We start from the raw sequence: 24598 nt of genomic DNA on the forward strand, positions 1-24598 counted from the left end.
TCCATGATCAGCTCGCGGATGCGCGCGGCGGGCGCTCGGCACCCGGCCGCAGCTGAGCGACGAGGCCGCCGCGCGCATCCGCGAGCTGATCATGGACGGCCGGCTCCGCCCCGGCGACCACCTGCGGCTGGAGCGCCTCGCCGTGGAGTTCGGCATCAGCGTCACCCCCGTCAGGGAGGCGCTGAAGTCGCTGCGCAGCGAAGGGTTCGTCGTGCTGGAGCCGCGGCGCGGGTTCGTCGTCGCGCCGCTGTCGAAGCGGGACGTCCAGGACCTGTTCTGGGTGCAGGCCGGCATCGCCGCCGAACTCGCCGCACGCGCCACCCCGCGGATCGGCGCCGCCGCCCTCCGCGAACTCGCCGACCTCCACCGCGCGCTGGAACGCGCCCAGGCCGCCCGCCGCCCCGACCTGGTCGAGGAGTACGACCACCTCTTCCACCGGGGGATCAACCTGGCCGCCGACTCCCCGAAGCTCGCCTGGTCGCTCGGGACGGTGGCCCGGTACGCCCCGCGCGGCCTGTACGGCCGGCTCCCCGGCTGGCCCGCCCTCGCCGTCCGCGACCACGCCCGGATCCTCACCGCCCTCCGCACCGGGGACGCGCCGGACGCCGCCGCCGAGATGCGCGCCCACATCGTCCGCGCGGGAGCCCTCCTGACCGCCCACCTGGAACACCGGGGCATGTGGACCCCCGCCGACTGACCCGGCGGGCGGGACGGCACTACGTTGGACGGTATGAGCCCGAGGATGAGCGCCGCGGAGCGTCGCGAGCTCGCGGTGCGGGCCGCGATCGCCGAGTTCGCCGAGGGCGGCTACGACGGCACCTCCACCTGGACGATCGCCCGGCGGATCGGCGTCTCGCAGCCCTACATGTTCCGGCTCTTCCCGTCCAAGCACGCGCTGTTCCTCGCCGCCGCCGAGCGCTGCTTCGACGACCTGGAGCGCGTCCTGCGGGACGCCGCCGCCGGGCTGCGCGGCGACGCGGCGCTCGACGCGACGGCGCGCGCCTGCGCGCGGCTGCCGCGGGACGCGCCCGCGCTTCCCCGGCTGCTGCTCAAGATCTACGCGGTCGCCGTCCGGGACGCCGACACCGCCCGGCTCGGGCGCGTCCGCTGGGCGCGGCTGTGGCGGCTCGTCGGCGACCTCACCGGCGCGCCGCCCGAGGAGATCGCCCGGGTCCTGTCGGCGGGGCTGCTCGTGCACGTCCTGAGCGCCCTCGGCGTCCCGTACGGCGACGACGTGCCCGGCTCGACCGCGGCCTGGGCGGACGGCCTGCGCGGCGTCGAGACCTTCGCCGACTCCGGCGGCTAGGCGGGGTCAGCCCGCCAGCCAGGCGTCGACCCCCGCCAGCAGGCGGCGGCGCAGGGCGTCCGGCGCCGCCGACGCCCTGATCGACTGCCGGGCCAGCTCCGCCAGCTCCTCGTCGGTGAACCCGTGCTCGGTGCGGACCAGCTCGTACTGGCGCGCCAGCCGCGACCCGAACAGCAGCGGGTCGTCGGCGCCCAGCGCGATCGACGCGCCCGCCTCGAACAGCCGCCGCACCGGGACGTCGCCCGCCGTCGCCGCCACGCCGAGCCCCACGTTCGACGCCGGGCACACCTCCAGCGTGACGCCCCGGTCCACGATCGACGCCAGGAGGCGCGGGTCCTCCACGGCGCGGACGCCGTGGCCGATCCGGTCGGCGTCCAGCGTGTCCAGGCACTCGCGGACGCTCGCCGGCCCGAGCAGCTCACCGCCGTGCGGGTCCGACAGGAGCCCGCCGCGCTTGGCGATCCGGAACGCGCCCTCGAAGTCGTAGGCCCGGCCGCGCCGCTCGTCGTTGGACAGCCCGAACCCCACCACGCCCTCGCCCGCGTACCGGACGGCCAGCCGCGCCAGCGTCTTGGCGTCCAGCGGGTGCCGGGTCCGGTTCGCGGCGATCACCACGCCGATGCCGACGCCGGACGCCGCCGACGCCTCCCGCGCCGCGTCCAGCACCAGCTCCACGGTCGGGGTCAGCCCGCCGAACCGGGCCGCGTAGCCGCTCGGGTCGACCTGGATCTCCAGCCAGCCGGACCCCTCGGCCGCCTCGTCCTCCGCGGTCTCGCGCAGCAGCCGGCGCAGGTCGTCGGGGGTTTGCAGCACCGAGCGCGCGATGTCGTACAGGCGCTGGAACCGGAACCAGCCGCGCTCGTCGGTCGCGTGCAGCTTGGGCGGCCAGTCCTCGACGAGCGCGTCCGGCAGGTGGACGCCGTGCAGGTTGGCGAGCTCCACCAGCGTGGAATGCCGCATCGACCCGGTGAAGTGCAGATGCAGGTGCGCCTTCGGGAGCAGGCCCACGTCCGGACGGGCGGTGCCCCGCGGGACCGGACGGAGTGAAACGGTACTGGCCTCCATGAGCCAATGTTGCCGGATCATCGGCCCGGCCGAACCCCGGACCCGCAGGATCATCACACCGGACTACCTCGCATGACACCGCGCGGCCATCGCGTCCCATGGGCATCCCGAAAAAACTTTGGAATCGCGTGCAACCCCCTCCGGGCACCGTGCGTATACGAGGGGCGCCAGAGAGATACGGGCGACCCGCCCCCGCTAGCACCCCCCGCTGGAAAGACCCGGGCAGAAAGGGACACACACCATGATCACCCTGAAGGCCGCCTTGATCGCCGCGTCCGCCGTCGGAACCGTCGCCGTCGGCGGCGGCGCGACTTGGGCGATGACCGGTTCCCACCACGAGGCGGGCCTCCAGTCGCACGACGCCAAGGCCCCCACCTCCGTCGAGCGCACGGTGCAGGACGCGCCGAAGACCCTGCCGACCTGCGTCCCGGCGAAGCTGCCCAAGGCGGGCGCCCCCGCGGCCGGGATCCCCGAGACCGGTGCGAAGAAGCAGCTGGAGCAGCAGCGCAAGCAGGTCGAGCAGCAGCTGAAGCAGAACGGCGCGAACCTGCCCGACACCGGCGTCCCCGCCCCCGGCCTGCCGAAGGGCGAGCTGCCGAAGGGCGAGCTGCCGAAGACCGACCTGCCCGGGGCGAAGGTCCCCGGCGTCGAGGTCCCGGCGGACGCCAAGGGCAAGCTCCCCGCCAACCTCCCGACCTGCGTGCCGTCCACCAAGGACGCCCCGGCCAACACCCGGTCGGCTCCGCCGGCCGCGCGCGTCCCGGCCAAGCCCGGCCTGCCCGCCGTGCCGAAGCTCGACTGCAGCACGCTGAAGCCCGCCGTGAAGGTCGGCAGCGCCGCCGAGAAGGCCGCCATGCTGACGAAGGGCCTGCGTTACGCTTCCACCGTTCCGGGCTCGGCCGAGCTCCGCGAGCAGAGCGTTTGCGCGGTCACGCAGAAGTGGGTCGGCAAGGCCGGCCAGTGGGTCACCGTCGAGACCCTGAAGACGCCCGTCGGCATGTCCCAGGCCGAGCTGCGGAAGGCGCTGAAGCTGCCCGAGGGCGGCTCCCCGGTCGCCGTCGCCGGCCTCGCCGCCTGGCAGAGCCCGAAGGGCGGCGGCGTGCTGCTGTTCGACCCGAACGGCTACTCGATGTACCTCGACGGCAGCCCCGTCCTCGCCGGCGGGCTGCCGGACATGGCCACCGCCCTGCGGCAGGCCCGATAGCGCGGACCCGGGAACCGGGCCCGCCGACACCAAGAGACGGGGGCGGGCGGCCCAGGCGCGGGGCCGTCCGCCCACGGCACATCGCAACACCGGAACCGCACTAGCCGGGACGGAGCACAGTGGGGCGTCGAGACGACGAGTCGTTCGTGGAGTTCGTGGCGGCACGCGGCGATGCCCTGCTGCGCACCGCGGCACTGATGTGCGGGGCGCGGCAGGACGCCGAGGACATCCTGCAGACCGCGCTGGAGAAGGCCTACCGCCACTGGGGGCGGCTGGAACCGGGCAGCGATCCGGAGCCCTACGTCCGCCGGATCCTGGTCAACCTCGTGATCAGCCGGTCCCGGCGGTGGAAGGTGCTCCGCGAGATCCACATGGCGCGGCTTCCGGAGACCCCGGCGGCCTCACCGAACCACGCCGTCGAGCTGAGGGGGACGCTCATGGAGGAGCTGCGCAGGCTCGGCCCGCGCCAGCGGGCCGTGCTCGTCCTGCGCTTCTGGGAGGACCTCTCGGAGGCGGAGACGGCACAGGCTCTCGGCTGTTCGGTCGGAACGGTCAAGAGCCAGGCGTCCCGGGGGCTCGCCAGGCTCCGGGAGCGCCTCGACTCGAACCTGGCGCCATTGGGGAGCTGAGCGATGGACCTGGAGAGTGAACTGCGGAAGGCCATGGCCGAGCAGGTGGCCGGGGCGACCGCGTCACCGTCGCTCGTCGCCGACGTCAAGCGGCGGCACCGGCGCCGCAGGGCCCGCGTGCACGCCGCCGCGGGCGTCGCCGCCGCATCGGTCGCGGCGCTCGCCCTCGTGCCCACCTATCAGTCGTTCCGGGCCACACCGGCCGGGAGCACGGAGACGGCCCGCCCCACCGGGACCGCCTCCGCGTCCCGGCCGCCGGAACGGCCCCCCGCCTCGGGCCTCCCCGCGTCCCCGCCGTCCAAGGGGAGGCCCGAGGCGGGCGCTTCGCCGAAACCGGAGGCGCACCCGTCGTCCGGCGGCGGCGACACGGCACCGCACAAGCCCGGCGTCGGCGGCGTGGTGGACAGGCTGCCGGACTGGATCACCTACATCCCGGACGGGCTGGCCGCCGACGGCCCCTGCGCCGTCGCCGGCGACGCCGGGCGCAAGACCACGACGTGCGCGTGGCGCGGCGACGCCGGCTCGGTGGAGATCGCACTCGTGACGGGCAGCGGGCTCACCGGTCCGCGCGACCTCATGCGGACGCCGGGCCTCCCCGGGCACACGTCCGTGCGGGGCATGCCGGCGCTGGTCGGCGACGGACCCGACGCGACGCGGCAGATCTCCTGGATGGTGCGGCCCGGCGTCGGCGTCACCGTCACCGCCAAGGGCACGACCAAGGACCGGCTCATGCGCATCGCCGAAGGCGTCCGGCCGTAGGAATCACCGACCCTGCCCTGGCAGGGCGGTCCGCCGGCGTTGAGGGGCCGCTGCGGAGCCGCCCGCCGGGCGATCCCGGACGGGGCCGGGCACGCCCCGTCCGCACAGAACCGGCCCCGGGCGAAGTGCACGCCCGGGGCCGGTTCTCTTTCCCGCTCCGCGGTGCGGTCAGCTCGCCTCGGAGAGCAGCTTCGCGACCCGCGAGACGCCTTCGGTGAGGTCGTCGTCGCCCAGCGCGTAGGAGAGGCGGAAGTAGCCGGGCGTGCCGAACGCCTCGCCCGGCACCAGCGCGACCTCGGCCTCCTCCAGGATCAGCGACGCCAGCTCCACCGACGTCTCCGGGCGCTTGCCGCGCAACTGCTTGCCGAGCAGCGCCTTGACCGACGGGTAGGCGTAGAACGCGCCCTCCGGCTCCGGGCAGACCACGCCGGGGATCTCGTTCAGCATCCGCACGATCGTCTGGCGGCGCCGGTCGAACGCCTTGCGCATCTCCGCCACCGCCGAGAGGTCACCGGTCACGGCGGCGAGCGCGGCGGCCTGGGACACGTTCGCCACGTTGGACGTCGCGTGCGACTGGAGGTTCTGCGCGGCCTTCACCACGTCCGCCGGGCCGATCAGCCAGCCCACGCGCCAGCCCGTCATCGCGTACGTCTTCGCCACGCCGTTCAGGACGAGCGTCCGGTCGGCGAGCTCGGGCACCACGACCGGCATCGAGTGGAACTCGGCGCCCCCGTACACGAGGTGCTCGTAGATCTCGTCGGTGACGACCCACAGGCCGTGCTCGTCCGCCCAGCGGCCGATGGCCTCGATCTCGTCGCGCGAGTACACGGCGCCGGTCGGGTTGGACGGCGACACGAACAGCAGCACCTTCGTGCGGTCGGTGCGGGCCGCCTCCAGCTGCTCGACGGTCACCTTGTAGCCGGTGGTCTCGTCGGCGACGACGTCCACGGGCACGCCGCCCGCCAGCTTGATCGACTCGGGGTAGGTCGTCCAGTACGGGGTGGGGACGATGACCTCGTCGCCCGGGTCGAGCAGCGCCGCGAACGCCTCGTACACCGCCTGCTTGCCGCCGTTGGTCACCAGGACCTGGTTGGCCTCCACCTTGTAGCCGGAGTCGCGCTCGGTCTTCTCGGCGATGGCGGCGCGCAGCTCGGGCAGCCCGCCCGCCGGCGTGTACTTGTGGAAGCGCGGCACCCGGCAGGCGGTCACCGCCGCCTCGACGATGTAGTCCGGGGTGGGGAAGTCGGGCTCGCCCGCGCCGAACCCGATGACCGGGCGGCCCGCCGCCTTCAGCGCCTTGGCCTTGGCGTCGACGGCCAGCGTGGCGGATTCGGATATCGCGGCGATGCGCTTGGAGATGCGAGGACGGTCAGTGCTCATGTCCCTATCGTTACAGACGCGGCCTCGTGACCCGGGACATATATCCGGGCCGGTCGGACGGGCTTCGCCGCGGCGCCCGCCGCCGCCCCGCCGCGGCGCCGCGAAGGATCTGCGGGTATCGGTTCGACGCGGGGCGCTCCGGCACGTAGACTCACCCTCCAAGTGACGCGTCACCGGTATACGAGCCTGTCCGCACGCGGGCATCACGATGAGGCCGTAAGCTGGGACGCGGCACCACCCCGGCCGTGCGGCCGGGTGTTCTCCTTAGCCGGAGAATGAAGGGCAGTGGCTCAATTGGTAGAGCTCCGGTCTCCAAAACCGGCGGTTGGGGGTTCGAGTCCCTCCTGCCCTGCGAGGTGCGGTGCGCGCACCCGTGCCGGCCGCGCCACGGCGGCGCCGTGGCGGAACGCGGCACGGGACCGCGCGGCAACCACGTCGGTGGTTGGATCACGACCTATGAGGTGAACGGCGGCAAATGGCGACTGAGACGCGCGACGAGCGCGACGAGCCCGAGGCCAAGGACGAGGGCAAGAACAAGGGCAAGAAGAAGTCCGCTTCCCGGCGGACCGGGCCCGCGCTGTTCGTCCGTCAGGTCATCGCCGAGCTGCGCAAGGTCATCTGGCCGACGCGGCGCGAGCTGGTCACCTACACGACCGCCGCGCTGGTCTTCGTGCTGATCATGGTCGCGATCGTCTCGGCCTTCGACTACGGCCTGCAGAAGGGCGTCTACGCCGTCTTCGGCTGACGCCGCGCGGCCGCCGCGCGCGATTCCGGGCGAGTCCGCCGTACCCTGGTAAGACCATCACCGGTAAGACCATCACCGCAGTCCGAGAGAAAGAGTCACCGTGTCCGAGTCCTCACAGCCCTACGACGAGGCCGTTGAAGAGGCCCAGTCCGCTGCGGCTGCTGCGGCCGACCTGGCGGCTGAGCCCGCCGACGAGACGGCCGAGGCGGTCGTCTCCGCCGGCGACGGCGAGCCCGCGGACACGAAGCTCGAGGGCGAGGGTCCCGCGCAGGACGCCGCCGAGGGCGCCGCGGAGCTGGCCGAGGCCGTCGAGGGCGAGGACGAGACCGACGGCGACGACGAGGAGGGCCCGGCCGAGCCGCCGGCCGACCCGTACGCCGACTTCAAGATGCAGCTCCGGCTCCAGCCGGGCGACTGGTACGTCGTGCACTCCTACGCGGGCTACGAGAACCGGGTCAAGACCAACATCGAGACCCGGACGCAGACCCTCAACATGGAGGACTACATCTTCCAGATCGAGGTCCCGCAGCACGAGGTGACCGAGATCAAGCAGGGCAAGCGGCAGAAGGTCAACGAGAAGGTCCTGCCGGGCTACATCCTCGTCCGGATGGAGCTGACCGACGAGTCCTGGGCCGCCGTCCGCAACACCCCGGGCGTCACCGGCTTCGTCGGCCTGCTGAACAAGCCGTCCCCGCTGAGCCTCGACGAGGTCGCCAACCTGCTGGCCCCCGAGCCGGAGGAGGGCGCTACCAGGGTCGCCAAGGAGCAGGCGAAGACCGCGGCCACCGTCGACTACGAGGTCGGCGAGTCCGTCACCGTCATGGACGGCCCGTTCGCCACCCTCCCCGCGACGGTCAACGAGATCAACGCCGAGCAGCAGAAGCTCAAGGTCCTGGTCTCCATCTTCGGCCGCGAGACCCCGGTCGAGCTCTCGTTCAACCAGGTCTCCAAGATCTGACCGAACCTTTCAGACCACCTTCGGGCCGTTTCCGCTCTCGCGGAGACGGCCCGAACACTTGTCGGCCCTGCCCGCACCACGCCGCCGGACGGCCCGTGCGGACCGACTCACCCCGCCGAGGCCGTATCCTGTACGGGTTGTCCTCGGTAACGCGAGGACGGGTTGGATCTCGGCTCTCACTTTGGGAGCGAGACACCACGGCCCCGCGCATGCGGGGATGACCCTAAGATCGCTGCGCTCGTCAAGGTGCAGCTTCACTGCTCCCCGTGCACGCGGGGATGTGGGGTCGGCCAAAGGTCCCAACACAGCGGTTACGTTCCGACCGCCGTGTTGCCCGGGCATCCGGGAGTCGGGACCAGAGCAGAACGGAACGCTGAGGGAGAGGCATGCCTCCGAAGAAAAAGGTCGCCGCGCTCGTCAAGGTCCAGCTGCAGGCCGGGCAGGCGACTCCGGCGCCGCCGGTCGGTACCGCGCTCGGTCCGCACGGCGTCAACATCATGGACTTCTGCAAGCAGTACAACGCCGCCACGGAGTCCCAGCGCGGCAACGTCATCCCCGTAGAGATCACCATCTACGAGGACCGGTCGTTCAGCTTCGTCACGAAGACCCCGCCGGCCGCGCAGCTCATCCTGAAGGCCGCGGGCGTGGAGAAGGGCAGCGGCGAGCCGCACAAGAACAAGGTCGGCTCGGTGACCCGCGACCAGATCCGCGAGATCGCCACGACCAAGATGCCCGACCTGAACGCCAAGGACCTGGACGCCGCCGAGAAGATCGTCGCCGGCACCGCCCGGTCCATGGGCATCGACGTCAAGTAACACCGTCTGTGGAAGGGCCGGCGCTGGCCCGCACCACGAGTTCCACTGGAGGAACGCACATGAAGCGCAGCAAGGGCTACCGCGCCGCAGCGGAGAAGATCGACCGGGAGCGGCTGTACACCCCGGCCGAGGCCGTGAAGCTGGCCAAGGAGACCGCGGTCACCAAGTTCGACGCGACCGTCGAGGTCGCGCTGCGGCTGGGCGTCGACCCGCGCAAGGCCGACCAGATGGTGCGCGGCACCGTCAACCTGCCGCACGGCACCGGTAAGACCGCCCGCGTGCTGGTCTTCGCCGTCGGCGCGAAGGCGCAGGAGGCGGAGGCCGCCGGCGCCGACCTGGTCGGGTCGGACGACCTGATCGAGCGGATCCAGGGCGGCTTCCTGGACTTCGACGCGGTCGTCGCCACGCCGGACCAGATGGGCAAGGTCGGCCGCCTCGGCCGCGTGCTCGGCCCGCGCGGCCTGATGCCGAACCCGAAGACCGGCACCGTCACGATGGACGTCGCGAAGGCCGTCACCGACATCAAGGGCGGCAAGATCGAGTTCCGTGTCGACCGGCACGCGAACCTGCACTTCATCATCGGCAAGGCGTCTTTCGACGAGCGCCAGCTGGTGGAGAACTACGCGGCCGCGGTCGACGAGATCCAGCGTCTCAAGCCGTCCGCCGCGAAGGGCCGGTACGTGAAGAAGGCGTCGCTGACGACGTCGATGGGCCCGAGCATCCCGGTGGACCCGAACGCGGTCCGCAACCTGACCGCGGAGCTCGAGACCGCCTGATCGCGTCACGCGTCACGCATCATCGGAAGGGCGTCCCCGCTGCGGCGGGGGCGCCCTTCCGCCGTTCCGGCCACCGGTACCGCGGCGGCCCGCCCGGCCGCGTGCTCGGTAGATTCGCCGGGATGCCCAGCACAGTGATGGACGGTTCGCCGCGCAGCCTCTACGACGTGCTCGCCGCAGCGGCGACGCGGACCCCCGACGCCCCGGCGCTGTCGGTGGACGGCACCACGTGGACGTTCGGGGAACTGCGCGCGCGTGTGGACGCCCTGAGCGCGTACCTCTCCGCATGCTGCTTGCCGGGGGCGCGCGTGGCGCTGCTGGCGCACAACCGGCTCGAATACATCGCCGCCTACTACGGCGTTCCGCGCGACGGCCGCGTCCTGGTGCCGCTCAACCAGCGGCTGCATCCCCGCGAATGGGCGGACCAGATCGCCCGGAGCGGCGCCGAACTCGTCCTCGGCGAGGGGGATCTGCTCGACCGGCTGGCCGCCGAGGGCGATCTGCCCGCAGGCCATCCGCCGCTGATCGGCATCGAGGACCTGCCCTGGGACGGCCCCGCGCACGCCGCCGCCACGTCCGAGGCCGACGACGTCGCGTGGTTGATGTTCACCAGCGGCACCACGGGCCGCCCGAAGGGCGTGCGCCTCACGCACCGGAGCCTGCTCGCGGGGATCGAGGTCACGGCGTCGGGCCGTCCCGTACGCGCGGACGACGTGTTCTGCACGCCGTTCCCGCTGTGCCATGTCGCCGGATACCAGGTCGTCCTGCACCACCTGTTCGGGCGGCATGCCGTCGTGCTGCGCCGCTTCACCCCGGCCGCGCTCGTGGACGCGACGCGCCGGCACGGCGTCACGAACCTCTCCCTGGCCCCGACGATGCTGGAGGACCTCCTCGCCCACACGGCGGACGACCCGGACGCGCTGGCGCTGCTCCGCGACAGCATCCGGGTCGTCGCCTACGGGTCGGCGCCGATGCCGGTGCCGCTGCTGCGCCGGGCCGGCGATGTGCTCGGGTGCGACTTCAACCAGGGCTACGGGATGACCGAGCTGTCCGGGAACGCGACGTTCCTCTCCCCGGACGACCACCGCGCCGCGCTCACGACACGGCCGGAGCTGGCGGAGTCGGCGGGACGTCCCGCCGGGGGCGTCGAGATCGCGGTGCTGGCCGAGGACGGGACGCCGGTCCCGCCCGGCGCGCTCGGCGAGGTCGCCGTCCGGGGCCCGCAGGTCACGCCCGGCTACTGGGACGACCCCGGCGCGACGGCGGAGGCGTTCGCCGGCGGCTGGTTCCGCACGGGCGACGCGGGCCGGGTCGACGCCGACGGCTACCTCTACCTGGTCGACCGCCTCAAGGACGTGATCATCACGGGCGGCGAGAACGTGTCGTCGCGGGAGGTCGAGGACGTGCTGCGCACGGTCCCCGGCGTCGCGCAGGTCGCCGTGATCGGGCTCCCCGATCCGCGCTGGGGCCAGACGGTCTGCGCGGTCATCGTCCCGGACGGCGTCCGCCCGAGCGAGGAGGACCTGGTCGCGGCCTGCCGGGCACGCCTGGCCGGGTTCAAGACGCCGCGCCGCATCGAGTACGCCGCCGCGCTGCCGCGCACCACCACCGGCAAGATCCGCAAGTCGGCCCTCCGCGCCCGCCTCACCGGACCCGGACCCGTCTAGCCGGGCGGGCAGGGGACGCCTCGTGGCATCCCGTGGCTCTCCGTGACCCCATTACCACCGAGGACGACGGATACATAGATCGCAGTCCGGATTCGGACAATTCGATTCCCGATCCCTTTGTTACCGGCGAGGAACCTGGTGTTGAATTGGGCTCGTGAAGCGTCGCACCGACCGGGCCATCGCCATCTCCGCCGTCGTGGCCGTCGCCGTCGTGCCCACGGCCGTCCTCATGGTCGTCAAGGTCGGCGGGGACTCGGCGAAGGACGCCGGTTCGATGCCCCCGGCGGCCGTCATGGCCCAGCAGGACCAGACCAACCCGAACGGCGCGGTGTCCGGCACCGTGTCCCCGGGCGCGACCGCGCCGGGCACGAGTCCGGGCAGGCCGGCCGGTCCGGGCGCGCCCGCCGCCGGGAACGGCGCCGTCCCGCACGGCCTGCCCACGGCACCGCCGCAGCCGGGCCCCAGCCTGCACGCCTTCACCCGCAAGACGGAGATGAAGGTGAAGATCGGGGAGGGCGGCGACTACAAGCACGCCGTCGAGACGGCCTCGTTCACCCTGTGGCCGAAGTTCGCGATGAGCGCCACCGGCGTCACCAAGACGGTGCTGGACGGCGAGGCCAGCGAGATCACGCAAAAGGTGGTCGTGAGCGGGAACGTGCTCAAGGGGTTCGACGGCGCGAAGTGGACGCAGTCCACGCTCAGCGCGGCGCAGCTGGGCCAGCTGCAGAACGGGTCCGACCCCCGGCAGTTCACCTACATGATCGGGACGCTGCCCGGGACGACCGCGAGCGAGCCGGACGCGTCCGGGCGCACCCACTTCGCCGCGCAGGCGCTGATGAGCAGCGTGTACGCGCTGCTGCCGCAGGACGCCGCGACCCAGATCCGGCCCGTGATCCCCGACTCGACCGGCTGCGGGATCGACCTGTGGGTCGACAGCAGCGCCCGGCCGACGACGATCAAGCTGTCCTCGCAGGCGCCCGCCGCCGTGCTCGACGGCACGATGTCCTTCGGCTCCTACCGCTGACCCTCCCGTCCTCCGGCGCCCCGGTGCGGGCGCGCGGGCTACGCCGTTGGTCGTACCGCGGGGTGACCCGTTCGTACCACCGGGGGATGCCCGCGGTGCCGGCGTCCCGCGACACTGGGGATACCAGGAGGACAACATGGGAGGCCAAAACCTCATGAACCGACGACTCGTGGTGGCCGCCGGCGGTACCGCCGTGGGTGCCGCGCTGGTCCTGTCCGGATGCAACGGGGACGGGTCGGCGAACACGGACAACATGAAGCTCAGCGCCGGGCAGGCGCTGCTCAAGACGTCTGAGAAGACGGCGAAGGCCGACGCGTTCAAGGCCGACCTCACCGTGACCGGCACCGGCGACGAGTCCGGCAAGATCCACGCCGACGGGCAGTTCCAGCTGCGCCCCTCGCTGCAGTTCAGCGCCAAGCTGGACGAGGTCAGCCGCAACGGGCAGACGATGCCGGGCGCCAAGGGCCAGGCGGTCTTCAAGAACGACGTGCTGTACGCGAAGGTCCCGCAGCTCGCCCGGTTCGTCAGCGGCGGCAAGCCGTGGCTGCGGGTCGACGTGAACCAGGTGTCGCAGCACACCGGCTTCGACGTGCGGAACCTGGTCGACCAGGTGCAGAAGGTCGACCCGGCCGAGCAGACGAAGATGTTCACCGGCTCCAAGGACGCCCGCAGGGTCGGCACCGAGACCATCGACGGCGTGAAGACGACGCACTACGCCGGCACGGTCACCGTCGACGACGCGCTCAACCGCCTCGACGCCCAGGCGCGCGAGAAGGTCGGCAAGTGGCTGCCGAAGGACCGCGCCAACGGCAAGATCAACTTCGATCTGTGGACGGACGGCGACAACCTGCCGCGCAAGATCGTCTCGAAGGCGGACGGCGAGGGCGGCGACACCGCCTCGGTCACTGTCCTATACAGCGACTACGGTAAGACCTTCACGGTGAACCCGCCGCCGTCCGACCAGGTGGGTCAGCTCACGCTCGGCTCCCTCCTCGGCGGGAACTGAGCGCGACCGCACCGAGCCGGCCGAGGCGGCGGATGAACCGCGGGGGCCGCTCCAGCGTCTGACCCAGTGTTCGGCCCGTGCGCCCGGGCGACCAGACGCAGAAGGAGAACCCCCCATGATCCGTCGTTTCGCCGCCGGCACGGCGCTGGCCACCGGCCTCGCCCTCTCGCTGACCGGCTGTCTGGGAGACGCCGGCAACAAGGTGGACGAGGCCGGCAAGAACATCAAGCTGACGGCCGCGCAGGTGCTCGGCAAGGCCGCGGAGAAGACCGGCGACGTCAACTCGTTCAAGGCCGTCCTGTCGATGCAGATGTCCGGCACGCCCCAGGGCGACGTGACGATGAACGGCGACATGCAGTACCGGACGAAGCCCAATATCGCCTACAGCATGAACTTCAGCGACATGACCGTCGCGGGCAAGGCGACGGGCGGCATGGAGCAGCGCCTCGTGGGCGGCAACATGTACATGAAGATGCCGATGCTGTCGCAGCTGCCCGGCGGCGGGGGCGGCAAGCCCTGGCTCAAGTTCTCGCTGGACGAGCTGAGCAAGCAGTCCGGCATGAACCTCGACCAGATGCTGCAGCAGTCCCGCCAGATGGACCCGGTGCAGAACACCAAGATGCTGACCGCGTCCAAGGACGCGCGCGAGGTCGGCGAGGAGACGATCGACGGCGTCAAGACGACGCACTACACCGGCACCTACCGCATGGAGGACGCGATCGCGAAGCTGCCTCCGGAGCAGCAGGAGGCCTACCGCAAGACGCTCGCCCAGGTGGGCATGCAGAGCATGCACTTCGACCTCTGGGTGGACGGGCAGCAGCTGCCGCGCCAGATGACGATGAAGTCCGACCAGGGCGCCCAGGGCGACCTCACCGTGACGACGAAGTACCGCGACTTCGGCAAGCCCGTGCAGATCGACGAGCCGCCGGCGAGCCAGGTCACCGACTTCAGCGAGCTGATGGGCAAGCTCGGCACCGGAATGCCGCGCACCTGACCCCGCGGCACCGGCCGCACGCCCGAGGGACCGCGCCCCCGCACGGGGCGCGGTCCCTCCGCGTCCGCCCCCTCAAGCCAATCGATTTGGCCTGACGCGGCGGGCGACGTATTCTGTCGGATGCCGAAGACCGCCGGTCGTCACCTCATGTCCGTGGGGTGACCGAAGGACCCGACTCTGTTCGGGCGGCCTGCGTAGGTGAGACGAGAGCTTCCGCATGGCCTCCGTGCCGTGCCTGGACGCCCCGTGCGCCTGCGCCGGGGCGTTTTTTGGTGGATCGGCGCCCCCTCCCGCGAGGGCGGACGGGCGCGGATCGGACCACCCAGGTAATCGGAAGGAGGGCTATGGCCAAGGCCCACAAGGACGCGGCGATCGCCGAGCTCAAGAGCGAGTTCGAGAGCTCCAGCGGCGCCGTGCTGACCGAGTACCGCGGGCTTAGCGTCGCGCAGGTCAAGGAGCTGCGCGACAACCTCGGCGAGAACGCGCGGTTCCGCGTGGTGAAGAACACGCTGACCAAGCGCGCCGCGAACGAGGCCGGTGTCGACGAGCAGTTCCGTGCGCTGCTCGAAGGCCCGTCGGCCATCGCGTTCGTGCGCGGCGACGTGGTCGAGGCCGCCAAGGGCCTGCGCGACTTCGCCAAGGCGAACCCGATGCTGGTGATCAAGGGCGGCTTCATCGACGGTCAGTCGATGGACGCGGCCGAGGTCACCAAGCTGGCGGACCTCGAGTCCCGCGAGGTTCTCCTCGCCAAGCTGGCCGGTGCGATGAAGGGCTCGATGGCGAACGCCGCCGCGCTGTTCAACGCGCTGCCCACGCAGGCGGCCCAGCTCGCCGAGGCGCTGCGCGCCAAGCGCGAGGCCGCCGGCGAGACCGCCGAGGCCGGTGCCGCCGAGGCGCCCGCCGAGGCCGCCGCCGAGGCACCCGCCGCCGAGTAGGCGCACCCGCGGTTCCGTATCACCCGAGATTTCAAGCCATAGCGGAGGAAACATCATGGCGAAGCTCAGCACCGACGAGCTGCTCGACGCTTTCAAGGAGATGACCCTTCTCGAGCTCTCCGAGTTCGTGAAGCAGTTCGAGGACGTCTTCGACGTCAAGGCCGCCGCCCCGGTCGCGGCCGTGGCCGCCGCCCCCGGTGGTGCCGCCCCGGCCGCCGAGGAGGCCGCGACCCAGGACGAGTTCGACGTCATCCTCGAGGGTGCCGGCGACAAGAAGATCCAGGTCATCAAGGAGGTCCGCGCCCTGACGAGCCTCGGCCTCAAGGAGGCCAAGGACCTGGTCGACGGCGCGCCGAAGCCGCTGCTGGAGAAGGTCAACAAGGAGACCGCCGACAAGGCCAAGGAGGCCCTGGAGAAGGCCGGCGCCTCGGTCACCGTCAAGTAAGGACGGCTCCAGAGCTCCCGAGCCTCGCGGCTCGACCGCTCTCCCAAGGAGGCGGTCACCCCATCCGGGGTGGCCGCCTCTTTCGCGTTCGCGGGGAACGCGCTGTTCCGAGGTGCGCGAGCGGGTGCCCGTTTCCTGTACCGGAGTGATAAAGGCCGGGCCAAAAGCGTGTGCCGTGACGGGTTGTGCGGCCGTCGGCGGGCGGCGTACCGTCCCGTTTCGACACCGTGGTCACACCAGGTGGTCCGCGTCCCCGCCGTCCGGGTCGGGCGGGCGGCCGGCGGCCCGGGGCCGGCCGGAGCCCGCGGGCTTGAGGTGCTGGTTCTTGGACCACTAGTCTCATAGGCGTCGTAAGTAACGATTGTCTTACGACGTCGCATTTAGCCGCTGATCTGGACCGGAACCCCTTCCATTTGGACAGCGGCCCGCTAACGTAGTGGAACCCGGCGCGGCTACCGGACGGTAGCAACACGGCGGACACGCCGTGTGACGACAGCAAGAGCCTGAGTGCTACTCGCTCATTGGTTCGGGATTCCCCCCGGCCTGGACGAAAGGTGACGAGTGGGCGTCGAGATCAGAGTCGAGGGCCTGACCAAGTCCTTTGGCCGCCAGGTGATCTGGCAGGACGTGTCGCTGACCATTCCCGCAGGTGAGATCTCCGTTCTTCTGGGCCCGTCCGGTACCGGCAAGTCGGTGTTCCTGAAGTCCCTCGTCGGGCTGCTCAAGCCCGACCGCGGGCACATCTGGATCGGCGACAGGGACCTGCCCCACCTGCCCGAGTCCCAGCTCTACGAGACCCGCAAGCTGTTCGGCGTCCTGTTCCAGGACGGCGCGCTGTTCGGCTCGATGAACCTGTTCGACAACATCGCCTTCCCGCTGCGCGAGCACACCAAGAAGTCCGAGTCCGAGGTCAAGCGCATCGTCCTCGAGAAGATGGACATGGTCGGCCTCCTCGGCGCCGAGCACAAACTGCCCGGCGAGATCTCCGGCGGTATGAAGAAGCGCGCCGGCCTCGCCCGCGCCCTCGTGCTGGACCCCGAGATCCTCCTGGTGGACGAGCCGGACTCCGGCCTCGACCCGGTCCGCACCGCGTTCCTGAACCAGGTGTTCATCGACCTGAACGCGCAGATCGGCGCGACGTTCCTCATCGTCACCCACGACATCAACACGGCCCGCACCGTTCCGGACAACATCGGGCTGCTGTACCAGCGCAACCTCGCGATGTTCGGGCCCCGGGAGATGCTGCTGTCCAGCGAGGAGCCGGTCGTCCGGCAGTTCCTCAACGCCAGCAAGGTCGGCCCGATCGGCATGTCGGAGGAGAAGGACGCCTCCGAGTTGGAGGCCGAGGCCAAGATGGGCCTCGACTCGGGCAAGCTGCCGCCCATCCCGCCGCAGCAGATGCCGAGCAACGGGATGCTGCGCGCCGGCATGCACGCGCCCGGCGCGTGGTGCGCCGCGCACGGCGTCACGCCGCCGCCCGGCTCGTTCATCGACGACCTCGGCCGCAACTGGGTGGAGGAGTGGCCGCGGTACGTGGCGTCCATGGCCCCGGTCGGCGCCTCCGGCGGTCCCGCCGCTCCCGGTGGTCCCGGCGGGCGCTTCCCGGGCAGCCCGCCGCCAGGCGGCCAGGGGACGGGTGCCGGGTACTGATGTCCAATCCCGATACCGGTATCGGCGCGAGCCGGCGGAGGGGTGGGAAGGGCGGAGGCTCTTCCGTGACGTTCCGCAAGATCGGCGACGGCGCGGTCAACGTCCTGGTCAAGGAGCCGGGACGGTTCTTCGCCCTGTGCCTGGACACGGGCCGCGCGATGTTCAAGATGCCGTTCCAGTGGCGCGAGTTCATCCAGCAGGCGTGGTTCATCGTCAGCGTCACCGTCGTCCCCACGATGCTGGTCGCGATCCCGTTCGGCGGCATCCTGTCGTTGCAGGTCGGCGGGCTGATCCGGCAGTTCGGCGCGCAGTCCTTCACCGGTGCGACGGCCGTGGCGGCGATCGTCCGGGAGGCGAGCCCGCTGGTCACCTCGCTGCTGGTCGCGGGCGCCGCCGGGTCGGCGATCTGCGCCGACATCGGCTCCCGCAAGATCCGCGAGGAGATCGACGCGATGGAGGTGCTGGGCATCAACCCGCTGCACCGCCTGGTCGTCCCGCGGATGCTCGCGTGCGCGTTCGTCGCGCTGTTCCTGAACGGTCTGGTCTCGGTGGTCGGCCTGATGGGCGGCTACTTCTTCAACGTCATGCTGCAGGGCGGCACGCCCGGCGCGTACCTGGCGTCGTTCAACGCGATCGCGCAGTTGCCCGACCTGCTCCAGGCCGAGGTCAAGGCGTTCGTGTTCGGCATCACCGCCGGGCTCGTCGCCGCCTACAAGGGCCTGAACGCCAAGGGCGGCCCGAAGGGCGTCGGCGACGCGGTCAACCAGACCGTCGTCATCACGTTCATGCTGCTCTTCGTGGAGAACTTCCTGATCTCCAGCCTGTACTTCCAGCTCGTCCCGTCGAAGGGCATGTGATGGCGGCGCCTGGCAAGACGGGGAAGGCGGTCACCCGGGCGGTGAACGCCCCGCTGCAGCGGCTCGACGACTTCGGCCACCAGATCTCCTTCTACGTCCGCGCGTTCGCGTGGACGTTCCGGGTGCTGCGCCGCTACCGCGCCGAGGTGCTGCGGCTGCTGGCCGAGGTGAGCCTCGGCACCGGCGGCCTCGCCGTGATCGGCGGCTCGGTGGTGATCGTCGGCTTCATGACGTTCTTCACCGGCAGCCAGGTCGGGCTGCAGGGCTACGAGTCGCTGAACCAGATCGGCACGGCCGCGTTCACCGGGTTCGTCGCGTCCTACTTCAACACCCGCGAGATCGCGCCGCTGGTGTCGGCGCTGGCGCTGTCGGCGACGGTCGGCTGCGGGTTCACCGCGCAGCTCGGCGCGATGCGGATCTCCGACGAGATCGACGCGCTGGAGGTCATGGCCGTCCCGTCGATGCCGTTCCTCGTCACGACCCGGATGCTGGCCGGGATGATCGCGGTCGTCCCGCTCTACATCGTGGGCCTGCTCGCGTCCTACGGCGCGACGCGGGTGATCGTGACCGTGTTCTACGGGCAGTCGACGGGCACCTACGATCACTATTTCCATCTATTCCTACCGCCCGACGACATTCTCTGGTCATTCGGGAAAGTGATCGTCTTCTCGGTGCTGGTGATGCTGATCCACTGCTATTACGGCTACCACGCGAGCGGCGGCCCGGCGGGCGTCGGCGTCGCGGTGGGCCGCGCCGTCCGCACCAGCATCGTCGTGATCAACGTGACCGACCTGCTGCTCGGCATGGCGATCTGGGGCACGGGCACCGGCGTGCGGATCGGCGGGTGACGGCACGTGACTGAAAAGATCAGGTACCGGGTGCTCGGCACGGCGATGCTCGTCGTGATCGCGCTGCTGCTGGCGCTGACCGTCGCCTTCTACAACAAGGCGTTCACCCCGGTGACCGAGGTGACCGTGGACGCCGAGCGCGCCGGGCTGCAACTGCTGCCGCACTCGGACGTGAAGGTGCGCGGCCTGATCGTCGGCGAGGTGCGCGAGATCGACGCGACCGGGAAGGGCGCGACGCTGCACCTCGCGCTCGATCCCGGCAAGGCGAAGCTGATCCCGTCCAACGTCCAGGCGCGGCTGCTGCCGAAGACGCTGTTCGGTGAGAAGTACGTCGACCTGCAGATCCCGCCGCAGCCGGGCTCGCCGGGCCTGGCGGAGGGGGCGGTCATCCAGCAGGACCGCTCGCAGGCCGCCGTGGAGATCGACAAGCTGCTGAACGACCTGCTGCCGCTGCTGCGCGCGGTGAAACCGGCGCAGCTGAACGCGACGCTCAACGCCCTCGCCACGGCGCTGCAGGGACGCGGTGACCAGATCGGCCGCAACCTGGAGCAGGCGGACGAGCTGCTGAGGAAGATCAACCCGCAGCTCGGCACGCTGGTGCACGACCTGAACGGCCTCGCGGACGTGTCCGACGTCTACAACGCCGCGGCGCCCGACCTGCTGAAGACGCTCCGCAACCTCAACGTGACCAGCAGGACGATCACCGACGAGAAGGCGACGATCGAGCAGCTGATCCCGGCGACGACCCTGCTGGCGCAGGACGCCGACACCTTCATGCGGCACAACGGCCCGAAGATCATCGGCGTGAACATCGCGAACCGCGAGGCGCTGGGCCTGGTCGCCCGCTACTCGCCCTCGCTGCCGTGCGTGTTCGCCGGGCTCACCAAGATCAGGCCGGACGCCGAGGAGGCGGGCGGCGGCAACGGCTCCAAGACGTTCAACCTGACCATCGAGATCGTCAAGCCGCGGCCGGGCTACAAGTACCCGCTGGACTCGCCCGAGGCCAAGGACCAGCGCAACCCGCGCTGCTACGGCCTGCCGAACCCGAAGGTCCCCTTCCCCGACTACCTGGCCCTCGACGGCACGCAGGACGACCTGTGGTGGAAGAACCCCGATGACCCGAACGCCCCCGCCGCGGGCGGCCGGGGCCGGGCGCTGTCCAACGTGTTCGTCGACCCGGGCTCGATGAGCGAGAAGGAAAAGATCAAGAACGTGCTCGGACCGATGACGCGGACCCCCGCCGGCGAGGTCTCGGACCTGTCCGCGCTGCTGTTCGGCCCGCTGCTCGCGGACGGATCGGTGGTGACGATCAGGTGAGGACGACCAGCGCCGCGATCAAGCTGACGATCTTCGTGGTCGTCACCTCGGTGGCCACCGGCGTGCTGGCGATGACGATCGCCAACATGCGCTTCCGGGCCACCATCGAGTACAAGGCGATCTTCACGGACGTGACCGGGCTGCTGGACAACGACGACGTCCGCGTCGCCGGTGTCCGGGTCGGGCAGATCGAGGGCGTCCGGCTGTACAGGGGCAACCAGGCGGAGGTGACGTTCAGCGTCGAGGAGGGCGGCGTGTTCAGGAACGGGCTGCCGGCGTCGACGAAGGCGCAGATCCGCTACCGCAACCTGATGGGCCAGCGGTACCTCGCGCTGACCGACGGCGCGGGACCGTCCAACGCCTACCTCGACCCCGGCGACACGATCCCGGTCACGCAGACCGCGCCCGCGCTCGACCTCACGACGCTGTTCAACGGGTTCCGGCCGCTGTTCCGCGCGCTGGAGCCGAAGGACGTCAACACGCTCGCCATGCAGCTCGTCCAGGTGCTGCAGGGCGAGGGCGGGACGATCAACAGCCTGCTCGCGCACGTCGCGTCGCTCACCAACACGCTCGCCGACCGCGACAAGGTCATCGGCCGGGTGATCGACAACCTGAACAGCGTGCTCGGCACCATCGACCAGCGGCACGCCCAGGTCGACCGGCTGATCAGGGACCTGCGGAGCCTCATCAGCGGCGTCTCCGACGACCGGCAGGCGATCTTCGACTCGGTCGCGGCGATCAACGGCCTGACCGGCACCACGCAGGACCTGCTCGCGAGCGCCCGGCCGAGCCTCAAGAACGACATCGCCGGGCTCCGCAAGCTGACCGCCACGCTGGACGCCAACAAGGGCGACCTCGACAAGGGCCTGCAGCGGACGCCGGAGCGGCTGGAGAAGCTGGTCAACATCTCGTCCTACGGGTCCTGGTTCAACATGTACATCTGCGGCATGGACGCGAAGGTGCGCCTCCCCGGCGGCCCCGTCTACCAGACACCCGCGATCATGAACGAGAACGCGAGGTGCAAGTAGATGAGGGTCTCGTTCCGGGAACGCAACCCGGTCCCCATCGGCCTCTCCGGGTTCGCGGTCATCATCGTGCTGGTGGTGCTGGCGCTGAACCTGGAGAGCCTCCCGCTCATCTCGGGCGGCGAGACCCACACCGCCGCGTTCAAGGAGGCCGCCGGGCTGAAGAAGGAGGAGGAGGTCCGCATCGCGGGAGTCAAGGTCGGCAAGGTCACCGACCTCGAACTCGACGGCGACCACGTCAAGGTCACCTTCAAGGTGGACGACGGCGTCCGGCTCGGCGACCGCACCGAGGCCGGCATCAAGATCAAGACGGTGCTCGGCGCGCACTACCTGGCGCTCACCCCGCGCGGCAAGGGCAAGCTCGGCCGCCACATCCCGATCGAGCGGACACACGTCCCGTTCGAGGTCGTCCCGGCGATCAGCGAGCTGAGCCGGCGGATCGGGGCGATCGACGTGCAGCAGGTCGCGAAGTCGTTCGACGTGCTGTCGGACACGTTCAAGAACTCCCCGGAGGAGGTCCGCGCGTCGCTGCAGGGCCTGCGCCGCCTCTCCAACACGGTCGCGTCGCGCGACGACCAGCTCCACGAGCTCGCGGGCCGGGCCAAGGACGTGTCGAAGCTGCTCGCCGACCGCAACCAGGACTTCGCCAAACTCGTCGCGGACGGCGACCGGGTGCTGCAGGCCGTCCAGGCTCGGCGCGCGGTCATCCACCAGCTCCTCGTCAACACCGTCGCCCTGTCCCAGCAGGTCAACGCGCTGATCCAGGAGAACGAGAAGCAGCTGCGGCCGATGCTGGACAACCTGGCGAAGGTCAACAGGGTGCTCCTCAAGAACCAGGACAACCTCGACCGGATCCTGCAGCTGTTCGCGCCGTTCGCGAGGCAGTTCGCGGACGTCACCGGCACCGGCCGGTGGTTCGACTCCTGGATCCAGAACCTCGTCCCGATCCCCGCGTCCATCCAGCCCCCGAAGAGCGGCACCGCCAACCGGCAGGGCGGCCAGACGGGCAACACCGACAACCCCCTCCCCTTCCTCCCGTGACCAGGCAGGTTCGTAGTGCGTAACCCGGCAACCCTCCTTCGCCTCGGCGGCGCGGTCCTCGCCGTCGCGGTGCTGGCGGCCGTGCTCCTGCCGGTGTTCCAGGAGCCGGAGCAGCGCCGCATGACGGCGTACTTCACCAAGACCGTCGGCCTCTACAAGGGCGCGGACGTCCGCATCCTCGGCATCCCGGTCGGCGAGGTCACGAGCGTCGAGCCGGTCGGCGACGCGGTGAAGGTCGAGCTGAAGTACGACGCCGAGTACAAGGTCCCCGCGAACGCGCAGGCCGTCATCATCAACCAGACGCTGGTCGCCGACCGCTACATCCAGCTCACCCCCGTCTACAAGGGCGGCCCCGTCCTGGCCGACAAGGCGACGCTGACGGTGAACCGCACCGCCGTCCCGGTCGAGGTGGACCAGGTCGGCGGCAGCCTGAACGACCTGTCCAAGGCCCTCGGCCCGCAGGGCGCCAACGCCCCCGGCCCGAACGGGCAGGAGGGTTCGCTGTCGCGGTTGCTCCAGGTCGGCGCGGCGAACCTGAACGGGCAGGGCGACGACATCCGGCAGACGATCGAGGACGCGTCCAAGGCGCTCAGCACGCTCAGCACCGACCGCGGCGACGTCGCCGAGACGATCAGGAACCTGCGGATCATCACGGACGCGATGAAGGCGAACGACCAGCAGATCAGGTCGTTCACCGGGCACCTCAACGGCGTGTCCGGGCAGCTCGCGGGGGAGAAGGAGGAGCTCAGCGCGGCCCTCAACACCCTCGCGCCGACGCTGCGGAACGTGCAGCGGTTCGTCAAGGACAACCGGACCGAGCTGGCCGCGAACGTCCGCCAGCTCGCCCAGATCACCGGCGTGCTCGTCAAGGAGAAGGACGCGCTCGCCGAGATCCTCACGGCCGGGCCGCTCGCGATCAACAACCTGGCGCGCGCGTACGACCCGATCAGCGGCACCATCCACACCCGCGACAACTTCCGCCAGTTCCACAACCTCGCCGACTGGATCTGCTCGCTCGCCTACTCGGTGGGGACTCCGGCGAAGCAGTGCCTGGACTTCGTCCGCCCGTACAACGGCATCGGCAAGGCGCTGACGGGCTTCAGCCTCGACCTGTCCTGGATCACGGCGCTGACCACGCACTACGACCCGGTCCCGATCCCGCCGGACGCCTACGGCCCGCAGGGCCCGCCCAGGTCGGGCACCCCCAACAACGCGTCCAGGCCGACCGACCTCAGCGCGCTCCTGCCCGGAGGTGGCCGATGACCACGAGACGGCGGGCGTGGCTGGCCGGTGCCGCCGCGGCGGTGGCGGGCGCGGTGGCCCTGTCGGGCTGCTCGTTCAACGGCGTCGAGTCGATCCCGCTGCCCGGCGGGGCCGACCTCGGCTCCAACCCCAAGACCGTGAAGATCGAGTTCGCGAACGTGCTGGACCTCGTCCCGCAGTCGGCGGTCAAGGTCAACGACGTCTCCGTCGGCCGCGTCGACAAGATCGACCTCGCCGGCGGGGCCGCGAGGACGGGCGGACAGAGCGGCTGGCACGCCGTCGTCACCGTGAAGATCCGCGGGGACGTCAAGCTGCCCGACAACGCCGTCGCCACGATCGGCCAGACCAGCCTGCTCGGCGAGAAGTTCGTGCAGATCGAGCCGCCGCGCGACCAGGCCCCGGCCGGGGAGCTGGCCTCCGGCGACCTGATCCCGCTGAACCGCACGATCCAGGGCACCGAGATCGAAGAGGTGCTGTCGGCGATGTCGCTGCTGCTCAACGGCGGCGGGCTGGAGCAGGTCTCCACGATCAGCCACGAGCTGCAGGCCGCGATGCGCGGGCGCGAGCCCACGATCAGGTCGGTGCTGGAGCGCGTCAACACCTTCGCCGGGACGCTCGACCGCAACCGCGCCGCGATCACCCGCGCGCTGGACAGCATCGACCGGCTGACCGGCAAGCTGTCGGCCGAGCGCAAGACGATCCAGGACACGATCGACGAGACGGGCCCGGCGATCTCCGTCCTGAACCGCAACCGCGCCGACCTGACCAAGATGCTGGTGGCGCTCGACAAGCTCAGCCGCACCACCACCTACGTGATCAACCAGTCGAAGGCCGACCTGCTGGCCAACCTCCAGGACCTCGACAAGATCCTGCGGAACCTCAACAAGGC

25 protein-coding genes and 1 tRNA gene are annotated in these 24598 nt (G+C 70.9%); 24 read left to right on the top strand and 2 right to left on the bottom strand.

The window, feature by feature from the left end:
* Nucleotides 1-52: 52 nt before the first annotated feature.
* Both ETD96_RS14015 and ETD96_RS14020 read left to right on the top strand, forming a co-directional pair.
* Nucleotides 53-697: a GntR family transcriptional regulator gene (locus tag ETD96_RS14015; RefSeq protein WP_274704607.1), complete on the top strand. Its 645-nt coding sequence runs from the start codon at nucleotides 53-55 to the stop codon at nucleotides 695-697.
* Between the two features lie 33 nt (nucleotides 698-730).
* Nucleotides 731-1306: a TetR/AcrR family transcriptional regulator gene (locus tag ETD96_RS14020; protein ID WP_205719253.1), complete on the top strand. Its 576-nt coding sequence runs from the start codon at nucleotides 731-733 to the stop codon at nucleotides 1304-1306.
* A gap of 6 nt (nucleotides 1307-1312) precedes the next feature.
* On the opposite strand, the gene ETD96_RS14025 is transcribed toward ETD96_RS14020, so the two are convergent.
* Complete coding sequence (locus ETD96_RS14025) at nucleotides 1313-2371, bottom strand: adenosine deaminase (protein WP_138636775.1); 1059 nt, start codon at nucleotides 2369-2371, stop codon at nucleotides 1313-1315.
* 241 nt (nucleotides 2372-2612) lie between these two features.
* On the opposite strand from ETD96_RS14025, the gene ETD96_RS14030 reads away from it, so the two are divergent.
* The 3 genes from ETD96_RS14030 to ETD96_RS14040 all read left to right on the top strand — a co-directional run bounded on the left by ETD96_RS14030 (nucleotide 2613) and on the right by ETD96_RS14040 (nucleotide 4963).
* The gene (locus tag ETD96_RS14030; RefSeq protein WP_138636776.1) at nucleotides 2613-3575 is read left to right on the top strand and encodes a hypothetical protein; all 963 of its coding nucleotides are present in this window, start codon (nucleotides 2613-2615) and stop codon (nucleotides 3573-3575) included.
* 119 nt (nucleotides 3576-3694) lie between these two features.
* Nucleotides 3695-4204 carry a SigE family RNA polymerase sigma factor gene (locus ETD96_RS14035; protein WP_138636777.1) on the top strand — a complete coding sequence of 170 codons (510 nt, stop codon included), beginning with the start codon at nucleotides 3695-3697 and terminating at the stop codon, nucleotides 4202-4204.
* A 3-nt stretch (nucleotides 4205-4207) separates the two neighbouring features.
* A complete protein-coding gene (locus ETD96_RS14040; RefSeq protein ID WP_138636778.1) occupies nucleotides 4208-4963 on the top strand; it encodes a hypothetical protein in 756 nt (251 codons plus the stop codon).
* 168 nt (nucleotides 4964-5131) lie between these two features.
* On the opposite strand, the gene ETD96_RS14045 is transcribed toward ETD96_RS14040, so the two are convergent.
* A complete protein-coding gene (locus ETD96_RS14045; RefSeq protein ID WP_138636779.1) occupies nucleotides 5132-6343 on the bottom strand; it encodes a pyridoxal phosphate-dependent aminotransferase in 1212 nt (403 codons plus the stop codon).
* Between the two features lie 279 nt (nucleotides 6344-6622).
* On the opposite strand from ETD96_RS14045, the gene ETD96_RS14050 reads away from it, so the two are divergent.
* The 19 genes from ETD96_RS14050 to ETD96_RS14140 all read left to right on the top strand — a co-directional run.
* Nucleotides 6623-6695, top strand: a tRNA-Trp gene (locus ETD96_RS14050).
* A gap of 123 nt (nucleotides 6696-6818) precedes the next feature.
* Complete coding sequence (secE, locus tag ETD96_RS14055; RefSeq protein ID WP_138636780.1) at nucleotides 6819-7088, top strand: preprotein translocase subunit SecE; 270 nt, start codon at nucleotides 6819-6821, stop codon at nucleotides 7086-7088.
* A gap of 100 nt (nucleotides 7089-7188) precedes the next feature.
* On the top strand, nucleotides 7189-8046 hold the full coding sequence (gene nusG, locus ETD96_RS14060; RefSeq protein WP_171069023.1) for a transcription termination/antitermination protein NusG: 858 nt from the start codon (nucleotides 7189-7191) through the stop codon (nucleotides 8044-8046).
* Nucleotides 8047-8432: 386 nt separating this feature from the next.
* Nucleotides 8433-8861 (top strand): 50S ribosomal protein L11, encoded by a 429-nt coding sequence (gene rplK / locus ETD96_RS14065; RefSeq protein WP_089324503.1) that lies wholly within the window; start codon nucleotides 8433-8435, stop codon nucleotides 8859-8861.
* Between the two features lie 59 nt (nucleotides 8862-8920).
* Nucleotides 8921-9637: a 50S ribosomal protein L1 gene (gene rplA / locus ETD96_RS14070; protein ID WP_138636781.1), complete on the top strand. Its 717-nt coding sequence runs from the start codon at nucleotides 8921-8923 to the stop codon at nucleotides 9635-9637.
* Nucleotides 9638-9759: 122 nt separating this feature from the next.
* On the top strand, nucleotides 9760-11304 hold the full coding sequence (locus tag ETD96_RS14075; protein ID WP_138636782.1) for a class I adenylate-forming enzyme family protein: 1545 nt from the start codon (nucleotides 9760-9762) through the stop codon (nucleotides 11302-11304).
* A 154-nt stretch (nucleotides 11305-11458) separates the two neighbouring features.
* Nucleotides 11459-12328 carry a hypothetical protein gene (locus tag ETD96_RS14080; RefSeq protein WP_138636783.1) on the top strand — a complete coding sequence of 290 codons (870 nt, stop codon included), beginning with the start codon at nucleotides 11459-11461 and terminating at the stop codon, nucleotides 12326-12328.
* Between the two features lie 154 nt (nucleotides 12329-12482).
* The gene (locus ETD96_RS14085) at nucleotides 12483-13334 is read left to right on the top strand and encodes an SCO4651 family lipoprotein (protein ID WP_240807621.1); all 852 of its coding nucleotides are present in this window, start codon (nucleotides 12483-12485) and stop codon (nucleotides 13332-13334) included.
* A 115-nt stretch (nucleotides 13335-13449) separates the two neighbouring features.
* Nucleotides 13450-14328 carry an SCO4651 family lipoprotein gene (locus tag ETD96_RS14090; protein WP_138636784.1) on the top strand — a complete coding sequence of 293 codons (879 nt, stop codon included), beginning with the start codon at nucleotides 13450-13452 and terminating at the stop codon, nucleotides 14326-14328.
* Nucleotides 14329-14672: 344 nt separating this feature from the next.
* Nucleotides 14673-15263, top strand: a complete 591-nt coding sequence (gene rplJ / locus ETD96_RS14095) for a 50S ribosomal protein L10 (RefSeq protein ID WP_138636785.1) — start codon at nucleotides 14673-14675, stop codon at nucleotides 15261-15263.
* A gap of 55 nt (nucleotides 15264-15318) precedes the next feature.
* The gene (gene rplL, locus ETD96_RS14100; protein ID WP_138636786.1) at nucleotides 15319-15708 is read left to right on the top strand and encodes a 50S ribosomal protein L7/L12; all 390 of its coding nucleotides are present in this window, start codon (nucleotides 15319-15321) and stop codon (nucleotides 15706-15708) included.
* A 561-nt stretch (nucleotides 15709-16269) separates the two neighbouring features.
* Nucleotides 16270-17358 (top strand): ABC transporter ATP-binding protein, encoded by a 1089-nt coding sequence (locus ETD96_RS14105; RefSeq protein ID WP_240807622.1) that lies wholly within the window; start codon nucleotides 16270-16272, stop codon nucleotides 17356-17358.
* Complete coding sequence (locus ETD96_RS14110; protein ID WP_240807624.1) at nucleotides 17358-18215, top strand: MlaE family ABC transporter permease; 858 nt, start codon at nucleotides 17358-17360, stop codon at nucleotides 18213-18215. The genes ETD96_RS14105 and ETD96_RS14110 overlap by 1 nt, the downstream gene beginning before the upstream one ends.
* Nucleotides 18215-19063: an MlaE family ABC transporter permease gene (locus tag ETD96_RS14115; RefSeq protein ID WP_132174127.1), complete on the top strand. Its 849-nt coding sequence runs from the start codon at nucleotides 18215-18217 to the stop codon at nucleotides 19061-19063. Before ETD96_RS14110 ends, ETD96_RS14115 begins: the two co-directional genes overlap by 1 nt.
* Nucleotides 19064-19069: 6 nt before the next feature.
* The gene (locus ETD96_RS14120) at nucleotides 19070-20380 is read left to right on the top strand and encodes an MCE family protein (RefSeq protein WP_240807626.1); all 1311 of its coding nucleotides are present in this window, start codon (nucleotides 19070-19072) and stop codon (nucleotides 20378-20380) included.
* Entirely contained in the window at nucleotides 20377-21408 is a 1032-nt protein-coding gene (locus ETD96_RS14125; protein WP_138636787.1) for an MCE family protein, read from the top strand. The genes ETD96_RS14120 and ETD96_RS14125 overlap by 4 nt, the downstream gene beginning before the upstream one ends.
* On the top strand, nucleotides 21409-22446 hold the full coding sequence (locus tag ETD96_RS14130; protein ID WP_138636788.1) for an MCE family protein: 1038 nt from the start codon (nucleotides 21409-21411) through the stop codon (nucleotides 22444-22446).
* Nucleotides 22447-22461: 15 nt separating this feature from the next.
* Entirely contained in the window at nucleotides 22462-23709 is a 1248-nt protein-coding gene (locus tag ETD96_RS14135; protein WP_138636789.1) for an MCE family protein, read from the top strand.
* Nucleotides 23706-24598 (top strand): MCE family protein (locus ETD96_RS14140; RefSeq protein ID WP_138636790.1); only part of this gene is annotated, 893 nt, incomplete at its 3' end. The genes ETD96_RS14135 and ETD96_RS14140, both read left to right, overlap by 4 nt.

The organism is Actinomadura geliboluensis (assembly GCF_005889745.1).
GTDB lineage: Bacteria > Actinomycetota > Actinomycetes > Streptosporangiales > Streptosporangiaceae > Spirillospora > Spirillospora geliboluensis.

Excerpts from the sequence above, each read along its gene's own strand:
- ETD96_RS14020 (WP_205719253.1), top strand. The coding sequence starts at position 731 with ATGAGCCCGAGGATGAGCGCCGCGGAGCGTCGCGAGCTCGCGGTGCGG.
- ETD96_RS14025 (WP_138636775.1), bottom strand. The coding sequence starts at position 2,371 with ATGGAGGCCAGTACCGTTTCACTCCGTCCGGTCCCGCGGGGCACCGCC.
- ETD96_RS14030 (WP_138636776.1), top strand. The coding sequence starts at position 2,613 with ATGATCACCCTGAAGGCCGCCTTGATCGCCGCGTCCGCCGTCGGAACC.
- ETD96_RS14040 (WP_138636778.1), top strand. The coding sequence starts at position 4,208 with ATGGACCTGGAGAGTGAACTGCGGAAGGCCATGGCCGAGCAGGTGGCC.
- ETD96_RS14045 (WP_138636779.1), bottom strand. The coding sequence starts at position 6,343 with ATGAGCACTGACCGTCCTCGCATCTCCAAGCGCATCGCCGCGATATCC.
- secE (WP_138636780.1), top strand. The coding sequence starts at position 6,819 with ATGGCGACTGAGACGCGCGACGAGCGCGACGAGCCCGAGGCCAAGGAC.
- rplK (WP_089324503.1), top strand. The coding sequence starts at position 8,433 with ATGCCTCCGAAGAAAAAGGTCGCCGCGCTCGTCAAGGTCCAGCTGCAG.
- rplA (WP_138636781.1), top strand. The coding sequence starts at position 8,921 with ATGAAGCGCAGCAAGGGCTACCGCGCCGCAGCGGAGAAGATCGACCGG.
- ETD96_RS14075 (WP_138636782.1), top strand. The coding sequence starts at position 9,760 with ATGCCCAGCACAGTGATGGACGGTTCGCCGCGCAGCCTCTACGACGTG.
- ETD96_RS14085 (WP_240807621.1), top strand. The coding sequence starts at position 12,483 with ATGAACCGACGACTCGTGGTGGCCGCCGGCGGTACCGCCGTGGGTGCC.
- ETD96_RS14090 (WP_138636784.1), top strand. The coding sequence starts at position 13,450 with ATGATCCGTCGTTTCGCCGCCGGCACGGCGCTGGCCACCGGCCTCGCC.
- rplJ (WP_138636785.1), top strand. The coding sequence starts at position 14,673 with ATGGCCAAGGCCCACAAGGACGCGGCGATCGCCGAGCTCAAGAGCGAG.
- rplL (WP_138636786.1), top strand. The coding sequence starts at position 15,319 with ATGGCGAAGCTCAGCACCGACGAGCTGCTCGACGCTTTCAAGGAGATG.
- ETD96_RS14110 (WP_240807624.1), top strand. The coding sequence starts at position 17,358 with ATGTCCAATCCCGATACCGGTATCGGCGCGAGCCGGCGGAGGGGTGGG.
- ETD96_RS14115 (WP_132174127.1), top strand. The coding sequence starts at position 18,215 with ATGGCGGCGCCTGGCAAGACGGGGAAGGCGGTCACCCGGGCGGTGAAC.
- ETD96_RS14130 (WP_138636788.1), top strand. The coding sequence starts at position 21,409 with ATGAGGGTCTCGTTCCGGGAACGCAACCCGGTCCCCATCGGCCTCTCC.